General features: G+C 47.6%; 18 protein-coding genes. 11 read left to right on the forward strand and 7 right to left on the reverse strand.

Features of this window, described 5'->3' with window-relative positions; all coding sequences use genetic code 11:
- Positions 1-164: 164 nt before the first annotated feature.
- From gpsA to AC0IXI_RS23130, 4 genes are all read right to left on the reverse strand, one after another.
- Positions 165-1,184, reverse strand: a complete 1,020-nt coding sequence (gpsA, locus tag AC0IXI_RS23115) for an NAD(P)H-dependent glycerol-3-phosphate dehydrogenase (RefSeq protein WP_064515044.1) — start codon at positions 1,182-1,184, stop codon at positions 165-167.
- A complete protein-coding gene (secB, locus tag AC0IXI_RS23120) occupies positions 1,184-1,657 on the reverse strand; it encodes a protein-export chaperone SecB (RefSeq protein ID WP_034461441.1) in 474 nt (157 codons plus the stop codon). Before secB ends, gpsA begins: the two co-directional genes overlap by 1 nt.
- 61 nt (positions 1,658-1,718) lie before the next feature.
- Entirely contained in the window at positions 1,719-1,970 is a 252-nt protein-coding gene (gene grxC, locus AC0IXI_RS23125) for a glutaredoxin 3 (protein ID WP_064515041.1), read from the reverse strand.
- A 24-nt stretch (positions 1,971-1,994) separates the two neighbouring features.
- Positions 1,995-2,426 (reverse strand): rhodanese-like domain-containing protein, encoded by a 432-nt coding sequence (locus AC0IXI_RS23130; protein WP_134187649.1) that lies wholly within the window; start codon positions 2,424-2,426, stop codon positions 1,995-1,997.
- Between the two features lie 244 nt (positions 2,427-2,670).
- Between AC0IXI_RS23130 and gpmM the strand changes: the two genes are divergently transcribed.
- From gpmM to AC0IXI_RS23155, 5 genes are all read left to right on the forward strand, one after another.
- Complete coding sequence (gene gpmM, locus AC0IXI_RS23135; protein WP_471683167.1) at positions 2,671-4,218, forward strand: 2,3-bisphosphoglycerate-independent phosphoglycerate mutase; 1,548 nt, start codon at positions 2,671-2,673, stop codon at positions 4,216-4,218.
- A gap of 9 nt (positions 4,219-4,227) precedes the next feature.
- Complete coding sequence (gene envC, locus AC0IXI_RS23140) at positions 4,228-5,511, forward strand: murein hydrolase activator EnvC (protein WP_134187653.1); 1,284 nt, start codon at positions 4,228-4,230, stop codon at positions 5,509-5,511.
- Between the two features lie 3 nt (positions 5,512-5,514).
- The gene (locus AC0IXI_RS23145) at positions 5,515-6,486 is read left to right on the forward strand and encodes a divergent polysaccharide deacetylase family protein (RefSeq protein WP_413499621.1); all 972 of its coding nucleotides are present in this window, start codon (positions 5,515-5,517) and stop codon (positions 6,484-6,486) included.
- Between the two features lie 61 nt (positions 6,487-6,547).
- Positions 6,548-7,780, forward strand: a complete 1,233-nt coding sequence (locus tag AC0IXI_RS23150; RefSeq protein WP_471683168.1) for a glycosyltransferase — start codon at positions 6,548-6,550, stop codon at positions 7,778-7,780.
- The gene (locus AC0IXI_RS23155; RefSeq protein ID WP_134187659.1) at positions 7,773-8,693 is read left to right on the forward strand and encodes a hypothetical protein; all 921 of its coding nucleotides are present in this window, start codon (positions 7,773-7,775) and stop codon (positions 8,691-8,693) included. The genes AC0IXI_RS23150 and AC0IXI_RS23155 overlap by 8 nt, the downstream gene beginning before the upstream one ends.
- Before the next feature lie 49 nt (positions 8,694-8,742).
- Here the strand turns inward: AC0IXI_RS23155 and tdh are convergent, their stop codons facing one another.
- A complete protein-coding gene (tdh, locus tag AC0IXI_RS23160; RefSeq protein WP_064515031.1) occupies positions 8,743-9,768 on the reverse strand; it encodes an L-threonine 3-dehydrogenase in 1,026 nt (341 codons plus the stop codon).
- Positions 9,769-9,778: 10 nt separating this feature from the next.
- Positions 9,779-10,975, reverse strand: coding sequence for a glycine C-acetyltransferase (kbl, locus tag AC0IXI_RS23165; RefSeq protein ID WP_064515029.1), 1,197 nt, complete (start codon positions 10,973-10,975; stop codon positions 9,779-9,781).
- A gap of 216 nt (positions 10,976-11,191) precedes the next feature.
- Between kbl and rfaD the strand changes: the two genes are divergently transcribed.
- The 6 genes from rfaD to AC0IXI_RS23195 are packed head-to-tail and all read left to right on the forward strand — an operon-like array spanning position 11,192 to position 17,411.
- The gene (gene rfaD, locus AC0IXI_RS23170) at positions 11,192-12,124 is read left to right on the forward strand and encodes an ADP-glyceromanno-heptose 6-epimerase (RefSeq protein ID WP_064515027.1); all 933 of its coding nucleotides are present in this window, start codon (positions 11,192-11,194) and stop codon (positions 12,122-12,124) included.
- 16 nt (positions 12,125-12,140) lie between these two features.
- Positions 12,141-13,190, forward strand: a complete 1,050-nt coding sequence (rfaF, locus tag AC0IXI_RS23175; RefSeq protein WP_134187661.1) for an ADP-heptose--LPS heptosyltransferase RfaF — start codon at positions 12,141-12,143, stop codon at positions 13,188-13,190.
- Complete coding sequence (rfaC, locus tag AC0IXI_RS23180) at positions 13,190-14,167, forward strand: lipopolysaccharide heptosyltransferase RfaC (protein ID WP_134187663.1); 978 nt, start codon at positions 13,190-13,192, stop codon at positions 14,165-14,167. Before rfaF ends, rfaC begins: the two co-directional genes overlap by 1 nt.
- Positions 14,168-14,173: 6 nt before the next feature.
- On the forward strand, positions 14,174-15,259 hold the full coding sequence (locus AC0IXI_RS23185; RefSeq protein WP_471683169.1) for a glycosyltransferase family 9 protein: 1,086 nt from the start codon (positions 14,174-14,176) through the stop codon (positions 15,257-15,259).
- 35 nt (positions 15,260-15,294) lie between these two features.
- A complete protein-coding gene (locus AC0IXI_RS23190; protein ID WP_413499616.1) occupies positions 15,295-16,215 on the forward strand; it encodes a glycosyltransferase family 2 protein in 921 nt (306 codons plus the stop codon).
- Positions 16,203-17,411, forward strand: coding sequence for an O-antigen ligase family protein (locus AC0IXI_RS23195; RefSeq protein ID WP_471683170.1), 1,209 nt, complete (start codon positions 16,203-16,205; stop codon positions 17,409-17,411). The genes AC0IXI_RS23190 and AC0IXI_RS23195 overlap by 13 nt, the downstream gene beginning before the upstream one ends.
- 21 nt (positions 17,412-17,432) lie before the next feature.
- On the opposite strand, the gene AC0IXI_RS23200 is transcribed toward AC0IXI_RS23195, so the two are convergent.
- A complete protein-coding gene (locus AC0IXI_RS23200; RefSeq protein WP_471683171.1) occupies positions 17,433-18,392 on the reverse strand; it encodes a polysaccharide deacetylase family protein in 960 nt (319 codons plus the stop codon).
- Between the last annotated feature and the right edge of the window lie 19 nt (positions 18,393-18,411).

Raw genomic sequence — 18,411 nt, forward strand, 5'->3', positions numbered from 1 at the left:
GCTTCAGTTATTGCGGTTGTGTTGTTCCATCAATTGTAGCGATACCCAAAATAATTCGAGTTGCATCGCGGCGGCAAGAGAACGAGTCCCGATGAGCTTACATAAGTAAGTGATTCGGGTGAGTTCTCGCAGCCAATAAAGATGCAGCTTGAAGTATGAAGGTATTAACTACCGCTCCGCTCATCCTTGCGAGTACGACCAAGCAAAGTCAATGCTGCCTCGCGCGCGTTTTTTCCGCAATACAATACCTGATAAATTTCCTCGGTTATTGGCATTTCAACGCCAAAACGCGCCGCCAACTCCCGAACTTCTTTGGTATTACGGTAACCTTCAACCACCTGGCCAATTTTCTGCTGCGCCGAATCCACATCCGCACCTTGCCCCAGCGCCATGCCGAAGCGACGGTTACGAGATTGGTTATCGGTACACGTCAATACCAGGTCGCCCAGGCCAGCCATTCCCATGAACGTTTCAGGGTCAGCGCCTAAAGCAGTGCCAAGACGTGTCATTTCCGCAAGGCCGCGAGTGATTAGAGCCGTACGAGCATTCGCACCGAAGCCAATACCGTCAGACATACCCGCACCAATCGCAATCACGTTCTTCACCGCACCGCCCAACTGCACGCCGATGAAATCCGGGTTGCTGTAAACACGGAAGCTTTTGCCGCAGTGCAGCAATTGCTGGAGATCCTGAGCGAAAGTTTCGTCAGTTGCCGCGAGAGCAATTGCCGTTGGTAAACCAGCTGCCAGCTCTTTGGCAAACGTAGGGCCGGAAATCACCGCCAGAGGAATATCATCCCCTAACGCTTCACGCGCCACGTCTTGCAACAGACGACCGGTTTCCGCCTCCAGACCTTTAGTCGCCCAGACGATACGAGCATCTGCACGCATCAGCGGTTTAATTTGACGCAGCACTTCGCCAAATACATGGCTCGGCACCACTACCAGAATATTACGGCTGGCCGCCAAAGCTTTCGCTAAGTCGCTTTCAAGGTGAAGAGTGTCAGGGAAAGGTACGTCAGGAAGAAATGCGGCATTACAGCGATCGGCCTGCAATACAGCAAGGTGTTTAGGGTCATGGCCCCACAGTACAACGTGGTGACCATTACGCGCCAGGGTGATGGCAAGAGCGGTGCCGTACGAGCCGGCACCGATCACAGTCATTGAAGCATTAAGGCTGTTCATCAGGCATCCTGATGGTTTTCAGCACCTTCGCCTTCGCCAGATTGCTGCTGCAGGTAGCTCATGAACAGCGCATCGAAGTTAACCGGTGCAAGGTTCAGCTGCGGGAAGGTGCCACGAGAAACCAGGCTAGTGATTGCTTCACGTGCATAAGGGAACAGAATGTTCGGGCAGTACGCACCCAGGCAATGTGCCATCTGCGGACCTTCGATCCCACCGATGGAGAAGATACCAGCCTGCTGAACTTCACACAGGAACGCAGTGTCTTCGCCCAGTGTTGCGGTCACGGTTACACGCAACACAACTTCATAAACGTCGTCTGCCAGTTGGCTTGAAGCGGTATCGAGATCCAGCTTCACTTCAGGCTGCCAGTCTTTCTGGAATACGTGCGGTGCATTTGGTGCTTCGAAAGAGATGTCCTTGGTGTAGACACGCTGAATCTGGAAAGCCATTTCTGTGTTGTTTTGTTCTGACATTGTTAAACCCTTAAAAAATTAATACGTCCTTTAAACGGCAGTAAGCGACAAAGGAACTGCACTAGCGCAGCAGAGGATCGAGTCCACCACGAGCGTCGAGTGCATACAAGTCATCGCAACCACCAATGTGCTGCGCATCAATAAAAATCTGCGGCACTGTGGTTCGCCCACTGCGTTTAATCATCTCTTCACGCTTAACAGCATCGCCATCAATCGCTAATTCCTGAAACTTGACCCCTTTGCTTTGCAGCAGGTCTTTTGCACGGTGGCAAAATGGACAGGTTGCTTTAGTGTAGATTTCAATATTCGCCATGGTTTTACCCCAGTGTGCGTAGCATTATTTACCGCGAACTAATGGCAGGTTTTCCCCGCTCCAGCCAGCAATACCTTCTTTCAGCAAAGTCACCTTTTCAAAACCAGCTTTCGTCAATAACGCTGCTGATTCCTGAGAGGAAATACCATTACCACAAACAACGATCACAGGCTGCGCTTTATGTTTTTCCAGCTCACCAAAGTTGCCACTTTTAATATCAGTGGTGAGTACATTCAATGAGTTAGCGATATGACCTTTACGGTAATCATCACGCGAACGGACGTCGACGACAACAGCGTCTTCTTTGTTGATAAGGCGTGTTGCTTCACCACGGGTGATGACCTTAACTTTAGAGGTCAAACCTTTAAAGGTCATGAAAAGTACGGCGGCCAGTAAGCCAACCCACGCCAGACTAAGTATGGGATGGCGACTCACGAATTGCATAATTTCTTGCATGGGGGGTGTAACTCCCGACTAAGTAATATGAAAAAACCAAGTGAGGAGTATACATTTGCGTTGTGCCAAATACAGCCAGTCTGCGCCAGGTAATGTAGATTCTGCGGACTGTTACGAAAAAAATTACCGCAACGACGTAAAACCGATCACAATCCAGCCTCTTTCTTTGATCTTCTGCGGCTATTTACCCCGCAGCCTGTAGTAAAATTACGCAAATTTTGTCTTTGACTTAGAGGTTGTCGCAATGTCAGTTACTAAAAAACCTATGGTTCTGGTGATTCTTGATGGTTATGGTCACCGCGAAGAGCAGCAGGATAACGCTATTCTGAATGCAAAAACCCCGGTTATGGATAGCCTGTGGGCTCAGCGTCCACATACTTTGATCAACGCATCTGGCCTGGAAGTCGGTCTGCCAGAAGGCCAAATGGGTAACTCCGAAGTTGGCCACGTAAACCTCGGCGCAGGCCGTATTGTTTACCAGGATTTGACTCGTCTGGACGTTGAAATTAAAGAACGTACTTTCTTCGCAAACCCTACGCTGAGTGCGGCAGTAGACAAAGCTGTTGCTGCTGGTAAAGCAGTACACATCATGGGTCTGGCTTCAGCCGGTGGCGTTCACAGCCACGAAGAACACATTCTGGCAATGATTGAGCTGGCTGCTGAACGAGGTGCTGAAGCAATCTACCTGCACGCATTCCTGGATGGCCGCGATACTCCGCCACGCAGCGCTGAATCCTCTCTGAAGAAGTTTGCCGACAAGTTTGCTGCACTGGGCAAAGGCCGCGTTGCGTCTCTGATTGGCCGTTACTACGCTATGGACCGCGACAACCGCTGGGATCGCGTTGAACTGGCTTACGACCTGCTAACTCTGGCTCAAGGCGAATACCAGGCAGAATCCGCTATTGCGGGTCTGGAAGCCGCATACGCTCGCGATGAGAACGATGAATTCGTTAAACCAACTGTTATTCGTGCTGAAGGCGAAGCAGACGCAGCAATGAACGATGGCGATGCGCTGATCTTCATGAACTTCCGTGCTGACCGTGCTCGTCAAATCACCCGTACTTTCGTTAACGCTGACTTCGACGGTTTTGCCCGTAAGAAAGTGGTTAACTTCGGTGATTTCGTGATGCTGACTGAATATGCAGCGGATATCAAAGCCGCTTGTGCTTACCCACCAGCTTCACTGAGCAACACCTTCGGTGAGTGGATGGCGAAGCATGACAAAACCCAGCTGCGTATTTCCGAAACTGAAAAATATGCTCACGTTACCTTCTTCTATAACGGTGGCGTTGAAGAACCATTTGCTGGCGAAGACCGCATTCTGATTAACTCCCCGAAAGTTGCTACTTACGATCTGCAACCAGAAATGAGTTCTGTAGAGCTGACCGAAAAACTGCTGGCAGCGATCAACAGCGGCAAATACGACACCATCATTTGTAACTATCCAAATGGTGATATGGTCGGGCATACCGGTGTTTACGAAGCAGCTATCGCAGCTATCGAAGCGCTGGACCAGTGTATTGCTCAGGTTGTTTCCGCCGTTGAAAACGTAGGTGGGCAGTTGCTGATCACCGCTGACCACGGTAACGCAGAGCAGATGGCTGACCCGGCTACTGGCCAGGCGCACACCGCGCATACCAGCCTGCCTGTTCCATTGATTTATGTGGGCGATCGTAGTGTGAAAGCGGTAGAAGGCGGCAAGCTTTCTGATATCGCACCGACTATGTTGAGCCTGATGGGTATGGAAATCCCGCAAGAGATGACTGGCAAGCCGCTGTTCATCGTGGAATAATCCCTCCCCATGAGGGGAAAGGCGATTTTTTCAATAACATGGGCCGTGAAAACGAAATTGTTTTCAGTCAGGCCTGTGATGTACGCCAGCGTGTTAAGCGCTGGCGTATTGTTATGCCCCATGATCAGCCATGCCGACGATCGCGCCGAGTTAAAATCTATCCAGCAGGATATTGCTACTCAAGAACGTGCGGTACGTCAGCAACAGCAACAACGTTCAACATTACTCGCCCAACTCCAGGCACAAGAAAAAGCCATTGCCGAAGCCAGCCGCAAGCTGCGCGACACGCAAAACACGCTTGCCGAACTCAACAGCCAAATCGACACCATGAATGCTTCACTCGCGAAACTGCAAAAGCAGCAGGCTTCGCAGGAACGCAACCTGGCCGCTCAGCTCGATGCTTCTTTCCGTCAGGGCCAACATACCGGTATTCAGCTGATTTTAAGCGGCGAAGAGAGCCAGCGTGGGCAACGTTTACAGGCTTACTTTGGTTACCTGAATGCTGCACGCCAGGAAACGATTGAAGGGCTGAAGCAAACCAAAGCGGAAGTGGCGACGCAAAAAGAGAGTCTGGAATCCAAGCAAACCGAACAGCAAACGTTGCTTTACGAACAACAAGCTCAGCAAACTCAGCTTGAAAGCGCGCGTAACGAGCGCAAGAAAACACTGTCGACGCTCGAATCCTCTTTGCAGCAAGATCAGCAAAAGCTGAGTGAAATGCGCCAGAACCAGTCGCGTCTCCAGGGGCAGATTGCCCGTGCGGAAGCCGCTGCGAAAGCAAGAGCAGAAAAAGAAGCGCGTGAAGCTGAGCAAGTTAAAACTCGCCAAAAGGAAGCAACCAGCAAAGGCAGCACCTACAAACCAACAGAAAGCGAACGCTCACTGATTTCGCGTACAGGTGGTCTCGGCGCTCCACGCGGCCAAGCATTCTGGCCGGTACGCGGTTCAATCCTGCATCGCTATGGCGAACAACTCCAGGGTGAGCTACGTTGGAAAGGTATTGTTATCGCCGCAGGTGAAGGCACTGAAGTTAAAGCCATCGCTGATGGGCGTGTGATCCTTGCCGACTGGTTGCAGGGTTACGGCCTCGTTGTTGTAGTTGAACACGGCAAAGGCGATATGAGTTTGTACGGTTACAACCAAAGTGCGTTGGTTAACGTTGGAACACAAGTTCGCGCCGGCCAGGCTATCGCTCTGGTGGGTAACAGTGGTGGTCAGGGCCGCCCGTCACTTTATTTCGAAATTCGTCGCCAGGGCCAGGCAGTCAATCCACAACCGTGGTTGGGAAGATAAGTTTTGCTTCAATTCCGTCGTGTGTTTTTCTCTTTCGTCAGCACACTCATGCTGGCAACCCCTGTTTACGCTGGAAAGCTGGCAATCGTTATAGATGACTTCGGTTATCGCCCCGCGCAAGAAAATCAGGTTATCGCTCTGCCCTCTAATATTTCCGTGGCTGTTTTGCCCAACGCTCCTCACGCCCGCGAAATGGCAACCAAAGCGCACAATGCCGGGCATGAAGTGCTGATCCATTTACCGATGGCTCCGCTCAGCAAGCAGCCTCTAGAAAAAGACACGCTGCGTCCGGATATGAGCAGTGGTGAAATCGAACGAATTATCCGTGAAGCCGTCAATGATGTTCCCTATGCCGTGGGGTTGAATAACCACATGGGTAGCGCGATGACATCCAGCCTGTTTGGCATGCAGAAAGTGATGCAGGCGCTGGGGCAATATAATCTCTATTTCCTCGATAGCATGACGATAGGCAATAGCCAGTCGATGCGAGCTGCCGCCGGAACGAATGTCAAAGTTATCAAGCGCAAAGTGTTCCTGGACGATACTCAGAATGAAGCTGATATTCGTTTCCAGTTTAACCGTGCTGTAGAACTTGCGCGCCGAAATGGCTCTGCGATAGCCATCGGTCACCCGCATCCAACAACCGTGCGCGTATTGCAACAGATGGTGTACAACTTACCTTCAGATATTACGTTGGTCCGCCCGAGCAGCTTGTTGAACGAACCGCAGGTTGATACCTCGAAGCCAAACAATACTCGCCCTGTAGTGCCCGGCAAACCGACGGAGCAACCGCGTAATCCATTTAAAGGCATTAGTCTGTGCAAACCGAAACAGCCTTTGCAGCCTGTCTATGCCACTACGTTCTTTACTGTGTTGAGTGAAAGCATCAGCCAGAGCCAATTAATGCAATATATGCAGCATCAATGGCAGGGTTGGGGAAAAAGCACACCCACAGTTGGAAATGTCGCGGGATAGTTATCACGTTTGATAGCCCTTATAATGCCGCGTTGAATAAAGCTACAGGAGTCGGTCTACGATGACGCAACAGCGGCATAAAATTCTCTTGCTGGATAACGGTAAAGAGTGGGGCGGCGGTACCAATAGTATGTTGGAACTGCTCAAACGTATTGACCGCCAACGGTTTGATATCACGTGCTGCTTTTACTACAACTATGCGCGCGGTGAAGGTGAAACCATTGAGAAAGTGCTGAAGAGCATTCAGATTCCTGTCATTTTTATTCCGCAACGCAAGCAACCTGGCTGGGCAAAAATCTGCAAGGAAGTGGCTCGCTCATTTTTGTTTTTCAGCAAGTCAGGGCGTAAAAAAGTAACCGCATATATTGATGAGCAATGGCGTATCAAACCTAACGCTATGGCATTGCGTGAGCGGTTGCAGAAAGATGGCTACGAAATCCTATATATGAATAACCAGCCGGGTTCTAACCTGGAAGGGTATCTGGCAGCCGAGCCGCTCAATGTTGCGGTAGTACAGCACTGCCGTATCGAACCGGTAATGAGTCAGGTGATTACAAAAATCGTCAACCGTACAGGCGACGCTATAATCGCCGTCTCTCATGGTGTGGAAAGCGTGCTGCTTAACCACGGCGTGAAAAAGTCTCTCTGCACGACTGTTCCTAACGCCATTGATATTCACCAGCCCTTACCTTCTGGCGAGGCGGTACGCCGCTCGTTGGGCATCGGCGACGATACATTTTTGTTTGGTAGTATCGGCTCGCTTATCCCAAGAAAATCCTGTCACCATACGCTGGAAGCTTTGCACCGTTTTCATCAGCAACATCCCGACGCAAAATGGAAATTTGTTCTGGTAGGCGAAGGGGCCGACCGCGAAAAACTACAGCGCCAGGCCGCTGATTACGGATTTGCCGATCGGGTTATCTTTACCGGCTTTCGTAACAACCCTCTGGATTATCTGGCCGCATTTGATGTCTTTATTCTGGCATCGAAAAGCGAAGGGTTACCGCGTGTGGTGCTCGAATCCATGCTGCTTAAAACCGTGGTGATCGGTTCGAGTGTGACGGGGACGGCAGAGTTAATCGACTCCGGACGTACCGGTCTACTTTATCCTTATGGCGATACCGTCATGCTCGCTTCGCATCTTCAGCAAGTATGGCAAGATAGCGCATTACGTGATGCCCTCACACAGGCTGCTCACCAACGCGTGATTGATAACTATGCGATCGAACACTATGTTGCCGGTGTCGAAGCCGTACTTGGCGCAGTAAAACCAACCCGGAATGAATATGTTTAAATTTCTGAACCCAAAATATCGCCATATTACGGCGCGACATAATATCCCTTATCAGGAACCTGCGGCCGGAAGTGCAGCAGTGCCAGTGACATCGATTGTCATTCCTTGCGCAGGTGCGGACTACATCGAAGAAGGCTTACTTTCTGCGCAATTCGCAGCTCGTTTCGCCCCGGATGTGGAGGAGATTGTGATTGTTTCCGATCGCCCAGCGCACGAATTTGGTGAACTTCCACCGAAAACCCGCATCGCGACTCTTGAGCTTCCACAGCGCGAAGAAGGGTACCGTTACAAGCAAATTTATCTCAGCCGTTTAATCAAATTGAATGCGCCGTTGCAGGCTCGTACAGACGGTATTTTGATGATCGATTCAGATCTCAACTTGCTGCAAATGCCGCGTTTTAAAATTGAAGAGCACCACATTTACTCCAGTTTCCGTCAGGGCAAAATGATCGCCAAACTGGATAAAGCACCAGTCGATAAAGTCCCGGCATATTATAAAGATACCGTGCGTCCGTATATTGTGGATCACGTTAACGGGGCATTCCTGGCGGCAACGCGTAAAACCTGGCGTCGAATTTGCCCGTTATGGCTCACGCTGTTCCAGGATACCTGGGAGTTGATGGATGATAGCCAGCCACCGACAGATCAGCTGCCACTAGCCGCTTTGCTGGATATGCTCGATATCAAAACCGTGAATTTAGGTGACTGGATGAACTGGCCAGTATCCAAGAAAATTGGCGGCACACCATCGGTGATTCCAAAACAAGTTGTGGGCGCGCATGGCGGTTTCCCACTTTCTGAATGGCAAAAATATCTGGTTTCGCCGGAAAGTGAATTGCTGTTTAAAGGGCAGGATTACACACGCAAAGTACGTTATCTGACGGATGCTGAAAAGCAGACGGCAAGCGAGTAAAGATGTGAGAAAGGCCGGTTTCCCGGCCTTTTTTAATTGCTCCGCGCGGTTAATCCCAGCTAAGAATGACTTTGCCAGACTGACCAGAACGCATGGCATCAAAACCTTTCTGGAAATCATCGATACCAAAACGGTGAGTGATTATTGGTGACAGATCCAGACCAGACTGAATCAGCGCCGCCATTTTGTACCAGGTTTCGAACATCTCGCGCCCGTAAATACCTTTGATGAACAAGCCCTTGAAGATGACTTTCGTCCAGTCGATAGACATATCTGACGGAGGAATACCCAGCATCGCAATACGACCACCGTGGTTCATGGTATCGAGCATGGTACGGAATGCCGGCGGAGCACCAGACATCTCAAGGCCCACATCAAAGCCTTCGGTCATGCCCAACTCTTTCATTACGTCGGTCAGGCTCTCTTTGCTGACGTTTACCGCGCGGGTCACGCCCATTTCACGCGCCAGTTCAAGACGATATTCGTTCACATCGGTGATCACAACATTACGCGCACCAACGTGTTTAGCGACAGCCGCCGCCATAATACCGATTGGGCCAGCACCTGAAACCAGCACATCTTCACCAACCAGATCGAAGGACAGCGCGGTGTGAACTGCATTGCCAAACGGGTCGAAGATAGATGCCAGATCGTCAGAAATATTGTCAGGAATTTTGAAAGCATTGAAGGCAGGCAGCACCAGATACTCTGCGAAACAGCCAGGGCGGTTTACGCCAACACCTGTGGTATTACGGCACAAGTGAGTGCGGCCAGCGCGACAGTTACGGCAGTGACCACAAGTGATATGGCCTTCACCGGATACACGGTCGCCAATTTTAAAGCCTTTAACTTCTTGGCCGATGCCAACCACTTCACCCACATATTCGTGACCGACAACCATCGGAACCGGAATAGTTTTCTGCGACCATTCGTCCCAGTTATAAATATGCACATCGGTGCCGCAGATTGCGGTTTTACGGATTTTGATCAGCAGATCGTTATGACCCATTTCAGGCGTGGGTGCATCCGTCATCCAGATGCCTTCTTCTGCTTTCAGTTTCGCTAATGCTTTCATGACCGCTCCCTCAGGCGATAACGCCCAACTGTTTACCGATACGCGTAAATGCGTCAACCGCACGTTCAATTTGCTCAGTCGTGTGAGCCGCTGACATCTGAGTACGGATGCGCGCCTGACCTTTTGGTACTACCGGGAAGAAGAACCCAGTGACATAAATGCCTTCTTTTTGCAGTTCACGCGCAAAGTTCTGTGCCACAACCGCTTCACCTAGCATCACAGGGATGATGGCGTGATCCGCCCCCGCCAGGGTAAAACCTGCTGCGGACATTTTCTCGCGGAACAAACTCGCGTTAGCCCACAGACGAGCACGAATCTCAGCGCCGGTTTCCAGCATTTCCAGAACTTTGATGGATGCCGAAACGATAGCCGGGGCCAAAGAGTTAGAGAAAAGGTATGGGCGAGAGCGCTGACGCAGCCACTCGATCACTTCTTTACGACCCGCAGTATAGCCGCCGGACGCGCCGCCGAGCGCTTTGCCCAACGTGCCGGTAATGATGTCTACACGATCCATCACATCGCAATATTCATGCGTGCCACGGCCATTTTCACCGACAAAACCGACTGCGTGAGAATCATCAACCATCACCAGCGCATCATATTCATCAGCTAAATCACAAACACCGTTCAGGTTCGCAATCACGCCATCCATAGAGAAGACACCATCGGTGGCAATCATGATGTGACGAGCCCCTGCCGCACGCGCTTCTTTCAGGCGAGCCTCAAGCTCTTGCATATCGTTGTTTGCATAGCGATAACGCTGTGCTTTACACAGACGCACACCATCAATAATGGATGCGTGGTTCAGGGCATCAGAAATAATCGCATCTTCTGGGCCAAGCAGTGTTTCAAACAGGCCGCCGTTGGCATCGAAGCAGGAAGAATAAAGAATTGCATCTTCCATTCCGAGGAAGCCAGCAAGCTTGCCCTCCAGCTCTTTATGGCTGTCTTGCGTCCCACAAATGAAACGCACAGATGCCATCCCAAAACCGTGTGTATCCATGCCCTGCTTTGCGGCATCGATCAGCTGCGGGTGGTTAGCGAGCCCAAGATAGTTATTGGCGCAGAAGTTAATAACATGACTGCCATCAGCAACAGTGATATCTGCCTGTTGGGCAGAAGTGATAATACGTTCTTCTTTAAACAACCCTTCCGCCCGTGCGGTTTCAAGTTGGGATGTTAACTGTTGGTAAAAATCTCCGCGCATTGCGATTCTCCAGGCATGGCTAATTTCGGCACATATTACCCAAACCTATACCAGGACACGAGATTACGCTTCAATGAAATTGAAATTTGCAGCATAAATCACGAGGCTGAGAAACTTCCTCATATTAGGCGGGTCCACGAATGTAATGGTATGATAAGAGCCATTAGCGCGTGAGGTATTGTGCCTTACGGCCCTCTTTTTTTAAGGTTTTCGCTTATGATTATTGTCACCGGCGGTGCTGGCCTTATTGGCAGCAACATCATTAAGTCACTGAATGATATCGGCCATACTGATATTCTGGTGGTCGACAACCTGAAGGATGGCACTAAGTTCGCCAACCTCGTAGATTTAAATATTGCCGACTACATGGATAAAGAAGACTTCTTAATCCAGATTATGGCCGGTGAAGAATTCGGCGATATCGAAGCAATTTTCCATGAAGGTGCTTGTTCTTCCACCACTGAGTGGGATGGCAAGTACATGATGGATAATAACTATCAGTACTCAAAAGAAGTTCTGCATTACTGCCTTGAGCGCGAAATTCCGTTCCTGTATGCCTCATCTGCTGCAACTTACGGCGGCCGCAACAGCGATTTTATCGAGTCTCGTGAATTCGAGCAGCCGCTGAATGTTTATGGTTACTCCAAATTCCTGTTCGACGAATACGTGCGCCAAATCCTGCCTGAAGCTAACTCCCAGATCACTGGCTTCCGTTACTTCAACGTCTATGGGCCACGCGAAGGCCATAAAGGCAGTATGGCAAGCGTTGCGTTCCATCTGAACACTCAGTTGAACAACGGCGAAAATCCAAAACTGTTTGAAGGCAGCGATAGCTTTAAGCGCGACTTCATTTACGTGGGTGACGTTGCAGCGGTTAACCTGTGGTTCTGGCAGAACGGCGTATCCGGAATTTATAACTGTGGTACTGGTCGTGCGGAATCCTTCCAGGCCGTTGCTGACGCAGCCCTGGCATTCCATAAAAAAGGCAGCATTGAGTACATTCCGTTCCCGGAAAAACTCAAAGGCCGCTATCAGGCATTTACTCAGGCCGACTTAACCAATCTGCGTGCCGCAGGTTACGACAAGCCATTCAAAACTGTTGCCGAAGGCGTAACAGAATATATGGCCTGGCTGAACCGTGACGCATAAGCAGGTAGCCTGACGCATGAAAATACTGGTGATTGGCCCATCATGGGTGGGCGACATGATGATGTCGCAAAGTCTCTATCGCACGCTCAAGGCGCGCTATCCCCAGGCAATCATTGATGTGATGGCACCGGCATGGTGCCGTCCATTGCTGTCACGTATGCCAGAAGTTAACGAAGCGTTGGCGATGCCACTTGGGCATGGCGCTCTGGAGATTGGCGAACGCCGCCGTCTTGGACACGCCCTGCGAGCTAAACGTTACGATCAAGCCTATGTGCTGCCAAACTCATTCAAATCTGCACTGGTTCCTTTCTTTGCCAATATCCCACAACGTACCGGCTGGCGAGGTGAAATGCGCTATGGGTTGCTCAACGACGCCCGCGTGCTGGATAAGCAAGCCTGGCCATTAATGGTCGAGCGTTACGTTGCGTTAGCATATGAGAAAGGGGTAATGCAGTCGGCTAAAGACCTCCCCCAGCCGTTGCTATGGCCTCAGTTGCAAGTCAATGAAAGCGAAAAGCTTCAGACGACTGCTGCATTTAGTCTTGATGCCAAACGCCCAATTATTGGTTTCTGCCCTGGTGCTGAATTTGGTCCAGCGAAACGCTGGCCGCATTATCACTACGCAACCCTTGCTGGCAAACTCATTGATGATGGCTATCAAGTTGTGTTGTTTGGTTCGGCAAAAGATAAAGAAGCCGGGAATGATATTGTCTCCGCATTAACCACACAGCAGCAGGCGCATTGCCGTAATCTTGCGGGTGATACCGCTCTTGAGCAAGCCGTTATACTCATCGCCGCTTGTCAGGCTGTGGTGAGTAACGATTCAGGTTTAATGCACGTTGCCGCAGCGCTCAATCGCCCACTTGTTGCGTTGTATGGCCCAAGCAGCCCAGACTTTACCCCACCGTTATCGCATAAGGCGCGCGTTATCCGCCTTATTAGCGGCTATCACAAAGTGCGTAAAGGCGACGCCGCAGAAGGCTACCATCAAAGTTTGATTGATATTACTCCAGAGCGAGTAATGGAAGAGCTTACAGCTCTGCTGCTAGCGGAGAACGAAGCGTAATGCGGGTATTAATCGTCAAAACATCTTCAATGGGCGATGTGCTACATACCTTGCCTGCGCTGACTGACGCAATGAATGCCATTCCTGGTATCCGCTTCGATTGGGTAGTTGAGGAAGGCTTTGCGCAAATCCCTGGCTGGCATCCAGCTATCGATAAAGTTCTTCCAGTGGCGATTCGTCGCTGGCGTAAAAGCTGGTTTTCAACCGCAGTGAAAGCCGAGCGAGCGGCATTCTACCAGGCGCTACGCGCCGAAAATTACGATCTCATCGTTGATGCCCAGGGATTAATAAAGAGCGCTGCTCTGGTGACTCGTAAAGCCCGTGGGACAAAACATGGTATGGACTGGAATAGCGCCCGTGAACCGTTAGCCAGCCTCTTCTACAATCGCCGGCATTCAATCGCGAAACAGCAGCATGCTGTGGAACGTACGCGCGAGTTATTTGCCAAAAGTATTGGTTATCAGAAACCTGAAAAACAAGGTGACTATGCAATAGCCCAGCATTTTCTGGCTACCGCGCCGTCAGATATGGGGGAATATATGATTTTCCTTCATGCCACCACACGCGATGAAAAACATTGGCCGGAATCACACTGGCGAGATCTTATTCAATTAATGCACAATACTGGCTTACGTATTAAACTCCCGTGGGGTGCAAATCACGAGCACGAACGGGCAATTCGTTTAGCTGAAGGATTTGATAATGTTGAAGTGTTGCCACGTCTGTCCCTTGAACAGGTAGCCAAACAACTTGCTGGAGCCAGAGCTGTTGTCTCCGTCGATACCGGATTAAGTCATCTGACCGCCGCATTAGGTCAGCCAAACATCACATTGTATGGCCCAACCGATCCGGGTTTAATTGGTGGCTACGGTGAAAATCAACATGAAATCAGGGGCGCAGGAAAAAGTATGGCTAACATTACCGCTGTGGATACATTTACCGCACTCCAGAAAATTAGCCACTTAAAGACAGAATAACGATTAATGAGCTATCTAATCCTCTTTATCCTCTTTCTTCCGTTCAAATTGATCGGAAAACTGTTTTATAAAAAAACAGGCCGAAACTTACTCATTCAAACGGCAAAAATAGGCGATTTCGTCAACGTAACGCCCTTGCTCGCCCATCTGAAGCACAGTGATGTTTTGATCAGTAAAACTGTTCTTCCTTTGGCTAAACATGATGAAACTATCGATACCATCTTCTTGATTGAAGAACATAAAAAGAGCCTATGGCGCAAGTTTCGCCTGGCTTTCAAATTGATGAATCGCTACGAAAATGTTTACTTGTTACATCCAAATAGTACGAATCTTTTCTTCGCGTCAGTCTGCAATGCGAAGAACAAACAGTACCTGTCGACTTACACGCGTCGCTGGTATCAAGCTCCGCTTTACTTTACGGCTACTGGTACTGTTGAACATAGCAAAGACCAATTAACTGTCGATGATTACCTTAAGCTCGCCGATCGTACTTTGACCTGGCGTAATGCTCCTAAGCATGCAACCCGGCCATTACGAAAGCCGGAATCCTACCCAATATCGCTTGATAAACAAAACGTTATCAAAATTGGCCTGAGTATATCTGCAGGAAACAAGTCAAAAACAATTCCTGCCGCAGTATGGAAAAAAGTATTTGATGCTTTAGATGACTTAAATTGTATTTACTATGTTTTCGGTCCTCAAAGCGAACAAGTATGGCTCGATGACTTGTACCGTGCAGTAGGTGAACGAGAAGATATTGTGAGTCTGATTGGCGAATTACCTTTGGAAGATGTCCCTTTTGCTATTAGTAAAATGGATTTCTATATTGCATCAGATTCTGGAAATGTTTATATAGCAGATGCAGTTGGTGTCCCTATTGTTCTCATTTATGGTCCGTGCTGCATTGAAGAGCAGCGTCCGTTAGGCAACGTTCTGTTAATTGGTCATAAAGAGTATGAAAAATCATATATCTTTGAAGCTCCTTACTATTTTGATCGCTCAAGAGAAGAGATGTTTGCGTTGAGTGATGATGATCTTGAAAGAATAAATAATTTCATCTGTAACAATATCAATGAAAACACTAGAAGATAACTCAATTCTGCTTTTTGCTATTAATGAGTAGGTATATGGCCACCCTCCCTTTTCTAAGCATTATTATTGCAGCACATAATTGTGAAAAAACCATCGATGATACATTTGATAGTCTTATCAACGCGCTAGGCCCTGCGATAAGTGAATCTGAGATAATTATCATTGACGATGGTTCAGAAGACTCCACAGCCCAAAAAATTTCTTCTTTCGCTGAAAGATTCTCCCAAGTTATTATCTCAACAGTAAATTATAAAAATATTGGGATGGTTCGCCAACATGGTGTTTCCTTGTCACAAGGTAAATACATCACAATGTTGGATAGCGATGATATTATAAAGGCCGAAACTTTAACGCCCATTTTTACTTTTTTACATGATGTCAAACCTGACATGCTTCTCACCCGTTTACATGAAATTCGTGATCTTAATAAAATAAATCACCAGTGGTCGGGTTTAAAGCCTGAAAAAATATCTCAAAATGAAGCTATAACCCGTTTTCTTATCCATAAAGACCTTCAAGCCCATCTGATTGGTCAGTTTATAAAACGTGATATTTATATAGAAAATAAAATTCCTCCTATGACGTGCTATGAGGATTTTTATATTTTCCCTAAAATGTTAACGCAAGCGACAAACATTTACTTTCAGTTTGACAGTCATTATTACTATATAAAAAGGCAAGGTAGTTTATCTACCTCACTGGATCAGGATAAAATAAAAAATCTACTCACCTGTACAATTAAAATGGAAGATGATTTACCAGTGAAATTTCGTCATCTTATATTGTGTCACTGGCTAGATATCTATCTTAAACACTATGATTCTCTGACAGAGAATGATCATCGATCTATTGTTAAAAAACATGTCGTTATGACACATTCATTAGGTTTTTTCCTAAACCGCCATGTTCGATTCAGTTATAAGAGAAAAGCTTTGAGTACATTATGGAAAAATTAAAATCTCGCATTTACGTTTCGGTTTTTATTTTTGCAGCGCTTTCGGTCGCATTCGCATTACTTAGTAACGGAAGACAAAAAGATTTTTACTACATTGCAGTCTATTTGAGTATCATTGGCATAATCATTGAGCGGAAAAATCTCTCTTTTAACAAATTTAACATTGCCTATCCGATAATGCTAATCGGTGTTGTAAAATTAATCTGGTTCTTATGGCTTGGTAAGGATGTAAATGGCTATAATACTTACAGCGATCAGTTTGGAGCAGGAAAAAAATTACTACTTGGCGGCGTGTTAGTTTTTTATCTCACTCAATTCAGCCACTATATTCGAGCGATAAATTATAAAAACGTTATGCTTGCCATAATTGGCATCGCTTTTGTTTCTGCATCTTGCTATGCATTTTGGCAATCGTGGAACGGAATTGGCCGGGCTGAAATGGCAATTAACAGAGCAACGATTTCTGCATATGTTTATTCAACTCTGAGTGTTATTTTTATTTATCTATTATATATTCAGAAAAAACCTTCATGTTATATCATAGCCGCATTAAGTATTGTTTTATCATTCACAGTTGTCATTTTAACAGGCACTCGCGCAGCAATTATTCTTCATTTGCTAATCATCGCGATGATGACGATTTATTACTTTAAAAAACTTCACTTTAAGTCAACATTAATTGTATTAGTTATCGCTCTACTAGCCAGTTTTGCTCTCTACAAAAACTACATTCACCCTAAAATACAACAAACATATAATGAAGTAACTCTATACCAGGAAGGCCAGGATAACACTTCTCTCGGTGCCCGCTTCTCTATGTGGACTGTTGGTTTAAAAAATTTTGTTAACGCCCCATTCGGGCAATCTATGCAATCTCGATTTAATTACTCAGAGCAATATGTTTCAAAGAACCCCCAATATAAATCAACAATGGAATTCATCAACGTACATCTTCATGATGAAACGATTGAAACATTATCACTGCAAGGGATATTCGGTGGGTTAGCATTGCTGTGGTTCTATATGAGTATATCCTGGGTAGCGATCCGCGACCGCAATACACCATTGTTATTTACAATGAACTGTTTAGCGGCATACGGTTTAAGTGATGTTTTACTTTTAAGCTCAGAAGCTGTTTTATTTTACATCGCTCTAATTGGGATCTGTGGAATTAAGCTTCCCGAAAAAAGCATCTAGATAGAACGAAAAAGCCGGATTTTATCCGGCTTTTTTTGCGTCATAATACTCCGCCAGCGTCATCCCCACCGTTCTTTCAGCAAGCCAGGAAAATAACGTCTCTAAATCCTGATATAACTGCTCAATATCTGCTTCATTCTTAAATGTAGGGCTACCACCCGGCATAAACTCCGAGGAATGGAGCATAAACTCTACGTAGTCACTGCCTTCAGCTAATGTTTTTTCCGCAACCGCTATCATTTGTGCGGCGTTACCACCCGATGGGCGCAACCAATTAACGGAAGGACTACGATATTTCCCACGAAGCCGGTCATAGCTTTGTTTAAAGCTATTCATTAACGGGCTGTGCTTATATTGAATGCTCATCGGGACTTCGAGCAGCGTAGAGTTACCGGGCTGGCTAATATTTTCTAGATCCATGAAATAAGCCTGGGTCGGGAAATGTTGATAATCCGTTCCGCCATTCCCTGTTGGGGCACCCTTAGCATTTCGCCAGTTAACCCTTGGGGTCACTGAACAATCCACCTTATAACCCAATTCCACCAAATGTTTGGCGTAACGGCTATCAAATGCCCAACGCCCGGCACGATGGCTGATCATTTTTGTGCCAAAAGTTTCTTCCAATAGAGTGGTCATATAAACCACCTTCTCGCGTAGGACCTCATCAGGATACTCAATCAGATAAGGCTGCCAGCGCCAGTCATCACCGGTTAAGTCATAATCAGGTGGGCTATTCCATGCATGTAAATGCATGCCAACTTCACCCTGGCCACGAGCAATTACATCCTTAGCAAATTCGATGTAATCCGGGTCGATAGCCATTTCATAATTTGTCAGCCAAACCGGTTTAAAACCATATTTCTCACATAATGCCTGGAAACGAGGTAAAAAACGGGCATTCTCAGTTTTGATTTGCCGGTGGTTTTGCCACAGATTATCGCCTTCGGTATCAATAGTAATGATGAATGCTGGTTTAGTCATTTCCGTCTCTGAGCTAACA

This window comes from Buttiauxella sp. AC038, assembly GCF_979253565.1.

What these genes read in the sequence shown, in the direction of transcription:
- gpsA (WP_064515044.1), bottom strand. Translation starts at nt 1,184, where the DNA reads ATGAACAGCCTTAATGCTTCAATGACTGTGATCGGTGCCGGCTCGTAC.
- secB (WP_034461441.1), bottom strand. Translation starts at nt 1,657, where the DNA reads ATGTCAGAACAAAACAACACAGAAATGGCTTTCCAGATTCAGCGTGTC.
- grxC (WP_064515041.1), bottom strand. Translation starts at nt 1,970, where the DNA reads ATGGCGAATATTGAAATCTACACTAAAGCAACCTGTCCATTTTGCCAC.
- AC0IXI_RS23130 (WP_134187649.1), bottom strand. Translation starts at nt 2,426, where the DNA reads ATGCAAGAAATTATGCAATTCGTGAGTCGCCATCCCATACTTAGTCTG.
- gpmM (WP_471683167.1), top strand. Translation starts at nt 2,671, where the DNA reads ATGTCAGTTACTAAAAAACCTATGGTTCTGGTGATTCTTGATGGTTAT.
- envC (WP_134187653.1), top strand. Translation starts at nt 4,228, where the DNA reads ATGAGGGGAAAGGCGATTTTTTCAATAACATGGGCCGTGAAAACGAAA.
- AC0IXI_RS23150 (WP_471683168.1), top strand. Translation starts at nt 6,548, where the DNA reads ATGACGCAACAGCGGCATAAAATTCTCTTGCTGGATAACGGTAAAGAG.
- AC0IXI_RS23155 (WP_134187659.1), top strand. Translation starts at nt 7,773, where the DNA reads ATGTTTAAATTTCTGAACCCAAAATATCGCCATATTACGGCGCGACAT.
- tdh (WP_064515031.1), bottom strand. Translation starts at nt 9,768, where the DNA reads ATGAAAGCATTAGCGAAACTGAAAGCAGAAGAAGGCATCTGGATGACG.
- kbl (WP_064515029.1), bottom strand. Translation starts at nt 10,975, where the DNA reads ATGCGCGGAGATTTTTACCAACAGTTAACATCCCAACTTGAAACCGCA.
- rfaD (WP_064515027.1), top strand. Translation starts at nt 11,192, where the DNA reads ATGATTATTGTCACCGGCGGTGCTGGCCTTATTGGCAGCAACATCATT.
- rfaF (WP_134187661.1), top strand. Translation starts at nt 12,141, where the DNA reads ATGAAAATACTGGTGATTGGCCCATCATGGGTGGGCGACATGATGATG.
- rfaC (WP_134187663.1), top strand. Translation starts at nt 13,190, where the DNA reads ATGCGGGTATTAATCGTCAAAACATCTTCAATGGGCGATGTGCTACAT.
- AC0IXI_RS23185 (WP_471683169.1), top strand. Translation starts at nt 14,174, where the DNA reads ATGAGCTATCTAATCCTCTTTATCCTCTTTCTTCCGTTCAAATTGATC.
- AC0IXI_RS23190 (WP_413499616.1), top strand. Translation starts at nt 15,295, where the DNA reads ATGGCCACCCTCCCTTTTCTAAGCATTATTATTGCAGCACATAATTGT.
- AC0IXI_RS23195 (WP_471683170.1), top strand. Translation starts at nt 16,203, where the DNA reads ATGGAAAAATTAAAATCTCGCATTTACGTTTCGGTTTTTATTTTTGCA.
- AC0IXI_RS23200 (WP_471683171.1), bottom strand. Translation starts at nt 18,392, where the DNA reads ATGACTAAACCAGCATTCATCATTACTATTGATACCGAAGGCGATAAT.